We start from the raw sequence: 3,411 nt of genomic DNA, 5'->3' as shown, positions 1-3,411 counted from the left end.
AGACACGGTAACGATCCACGATGAAACGGGATACTCCTGTTTCATCGTGACTATTCCATCACCGTTCTAGGGACTCCATGATTAATAAGTAAAATGATCATGGCCCTGAGGCATTCATTAACTCCATGAACCTGCTCAGTAACTCCTCCCTCCCCCCCTCACTCCTTAAGAATTTCCTTACGGAGTCCTCACCATCACTCATGAGGAGTAGCTTTACTATGGCTAACTCAATGAGGGTCTTTGTGTAGTAATTCTTCCTAGCCGCCTTAGCCATAAGCCTAACATCCTCATAAGCCCTCACAACCTCATCAACACTTATGACCTCATCCACACCACTCAAACCCCCCCACTCCCTCAGCACCTGCCCTATGTAGTGCCTTATCAACCATTCGCGACCAAAGACCTCGCCCAGCGCCTCGGTGATTGTCCTCCTCTCCTCAAGGTACTCATTACTGTTTACGTCTAGGACCCTATCCAAAACCCTAACCAAGTCGGTGGGCCTCCCACCCCCCCAGGCCTTTAGTGCCTTAGCCACGAAATCCCTCACCTGACCCTCATGAACCCTAACGCCGTGGTTAATGAATACCCTCATGACATCACTAACCAACCCATCAACCTCCCTGGCAAACCCCCCCCTACCCCCCCTATCCCTAACGCCAATGACCATGTCGGCTCTAAATCCCCCCCTAACCAACTCAACTATTTGAGACTTGGGTGAAACTTTCGACCTTGTATTAATTAGTGTATTACTGACCCCCCCGCCCTCGCCGGGAGTAGTTCCGTACCCTCGATTGGTGCGTACTCACCGAGGACAAAGCCGGTGGCTAGGTCAACGAGGTACCCCTCATCATTTACCGCAAGCCTTGGTCTCCCAACCTCACCGGCTTGGTTCATCAATTCTTTCTACACAATACGATTAATAAGGCACCAACGTGGATTAAATAAATTATTGAGGTTAATCAATGCAGTCCATCATCAGTTATTGAGTACCTTATTTCGAAGCCAGGGGCCAGCCCTGGAACATCCAGTGCCTTCATTACCCCCCCTCGCCCTTGCCCTTACTAGCCCTTGTCATTAGCCACCTTGCGTTCACTGTGTGGGCTAGCACATTGCCTCCAACCGGTAGTTTGACTTCTATGAATCCTGTTGGGCTGGTCATGACCTGGTTAGTGTAGACGACCAGTACACCAAGCCTAATTGTTAAGCGCCTAAGCCAATCAAGGACGTAGTGCAGCCTCTGCTGCCTCTCTGCCAACTTCTCCCTACCCCCCCTGAACTGAGCCCTGTATAGGGCTGTGATGGAATCGACAATCACCACCCTTGCATTGCTGTTTATTACCAAGTCGGTCAGCCTAAGCTTAATGAAGTCCTCTAGGTCATCAACCGTTGCTGGGTTAAAGACGAGTAGGTAGTCATTGATTGCCTGGTCGTAATCAACGTTGAACCTACTGCACATGTTCCTGAGTAACTGACTCGATAGGTACTGGTCAATCGTCTTCTCAGTGTCTATGTAAACCACCCTAAAGCCGAACTGTGAAATGCTGGCAATCGCCACCTGCAGGGCCATTATCGTCTTCCCAGCACCAAACTCACCGGCGAATTCATGACTCGCGCCGAAGCGTAGACCACCAATGGCTTGGTCCAAGCCATCGACGCCAGTCCTCAGTATTGGCATTTTGCTAATTACCTCAATCCTCTCCCTAGCAGTAACCGCGGATGGGGCTTCAGCAAGCAACTCCCTAGCCGTGTTGATTAATCGCTTAGGCAAATCGGTGTCCGGCGAGCCAAGCAGTTCCTGAAGCTCCTCGGCATTGAACAACAGAACGTGCCTAAGGCTCCTAACGCCGGCGTTGACTAGCCTATCAACAGTCTGTCTCGAGAAGCCAAACTCAACAAGCCTCGAGAGCTCGCTAGACTCACTAATCGAATCAGCTCTCCTCCTAGTCACGCTGATACTAAATACAGCGGCTTATAAGGGGCTAGACCTCGGTGTTTCCTAACTCATCATTGTAATGCCTAACTAGGGATATCTACGTTGGATAATGATAAGGCACATGTATTGCGAAATTCCCAAAACAGATTAGGGCAGGATCACCATATAGATAATGAGGAGGATGAACCTATTCACGGAGATAACCCTGGAGATGTTATACAGAAATGCCAGGATAGCGGAAAATCATCAATACCATAACAGTAAATTTTAAAAACAATGTTACATTAAATTATGCTTAAATTATGTTATGAACAATGTTAGTGGTTCAGTAAATGTAAGGCGTAGTAGACCAACAATGCCATTGATGATTGCTATCGTTATAGTGCTAGTAATTATTGCGTTTACCGTTATACTATTATTTTCATTACCATCCAGTATATGGCTGGAGATTAGCGAGCACTATCCATATAATACGAGCAATCCCTTTGATCTAAATAATACCCTTTTGATCTTTTTGTTCCCAAAATCCATTAATCTAAATGGTGGGTATAATAGTCTTTATGTAATAATAGCGTTCCAGGAAAATAATACAGTGTATGTCCTTCATTATTATTACTATCCATATTATCCGTATTCCCTATCTGATGTAACTAAATGTAATGATACGCAAAGCATAATTGCAGGTTATGTAAGTATTTGTAATGCCAACTTTAACGCTTTTCCGCAAATGTTAACAACCGAAATTTATACCTTCTCATATCCCCAGGGACCTTCTAGTATTCTTCTTCCTTACTATATCCTTTATGGCATTTATAATAATGAACTAAACGAATCCTTCATAAATATAACAACATTCCTTAAGGCACTGATACAGGGTATAAAGGATGGAGAAATAACCCGACTTAATGCGTACTTAACGGATGGTAATACATTCTGGCTCCTATCAAGTAATAAGGTAGAATATCTCAACTTTAGTAATACTTACTTATTAGCTCCAGGATTCACTGTTTACTATGCAGGGCTTCAATTGAATATTCAAGGGGGGGCCATCATGAAACCCCAGTGGATTCAAATAACTGAGGAACATAATGTCTTTGGGCCTTATTATACAATCAGTTTTGAATGGTTCATAGTAAGAAACGTAAGCCTTAATGCAATTATTACCAATAATTCCAATGATGATTGGTTATTTAGTTCTATGAGCATAATCTCCATGTATTCGTATAGTTATTTCCAAATGGTGATGATTTTCGTAATCCCCTTCATATTAATCACTTATACGATCACGCGAGAATTATACGATTTTTATGATGCTGCCATTAAAAAGCCTGCGATGAATACTGAAGAAACAATAGGGAAGGCCATAAAGGAGAATATCTACATAATTATATTGACCACAAGCTTCATATTCTCGACACAGAGTGTGGCTCTCCAAAATTATCCTCATTTAGACAATTTTACCTTATATATGCTTTTTA

Annotated in this window: 4 protein-coding genes; 1 reads left to right on the top strand and 3 read right to left on the bottom strand. The window is 43.7% G+C overall.

The features are described 5' to 3' along the window. Positions 1-97 precede the first annotated feature (97 nt). The 3 genes from JCM11216_RS14030 to JCM11216_RS14025 form a co-directional block, all read right to left on the bottom strand. Positions 98-694 (bottom strand): hypothetical protein, encoded by a 597-nt coding sequence (locus tag JCM11216_RS14030; protein WP_054854596.1) that lies wholly within the window; start codon positions 692-694, stop codon positions 98-100. A 44-nt stretch (positions 695-738) separates the two neighbouring features. Continuing rightward, entirely contained in the window at positions 739-894 is a 156-nt protein-coding gene (locus JCM11216_RS20285; RefSeq protein ID WP_243676470.1) for a hypothetical protein, read from the bottom strand. Positions 895-1,036: 142 nt separating this feature from the next. After that, entirely contained in the window at positions 1,037-1,948 is a 912-nt protein-coding gene (locus tag JCM11216_RS14025) for an ATPase domain-containing protein (protein ID WP_243676469.1), read from the bottom strand. Between the two features lie 292 nt (positions 1,949-2,240). Between JCM11216_RS14025 and JCM11216_RS14020 the strand changes: the two genes are divergently transcribed. Continuing rightward, on the top strand, positions 2,241-3,411 hold a 1,171-nt coding region (locus tag JCM11216_RS14020), incomplete at its 3' end, for a hypothetical protein (protein ID WP_243676468.1).

This window comes from Vulcanisaeta distributa JCM 11216 (assembly GCF_001315985.1).
GTDB classification, from domain to species: domain Archaea; phylum Thermoproteota; class Thermoprotei; order Thermoproteales; family Thermocladiaceae; genus Vulcanisaeta; species Vulcanisaeta distributa_E.
Note: the sequence above shows the minus strand (reverse complement) of the source record. Positions and strands in the feature narration are given on the sequence as shown.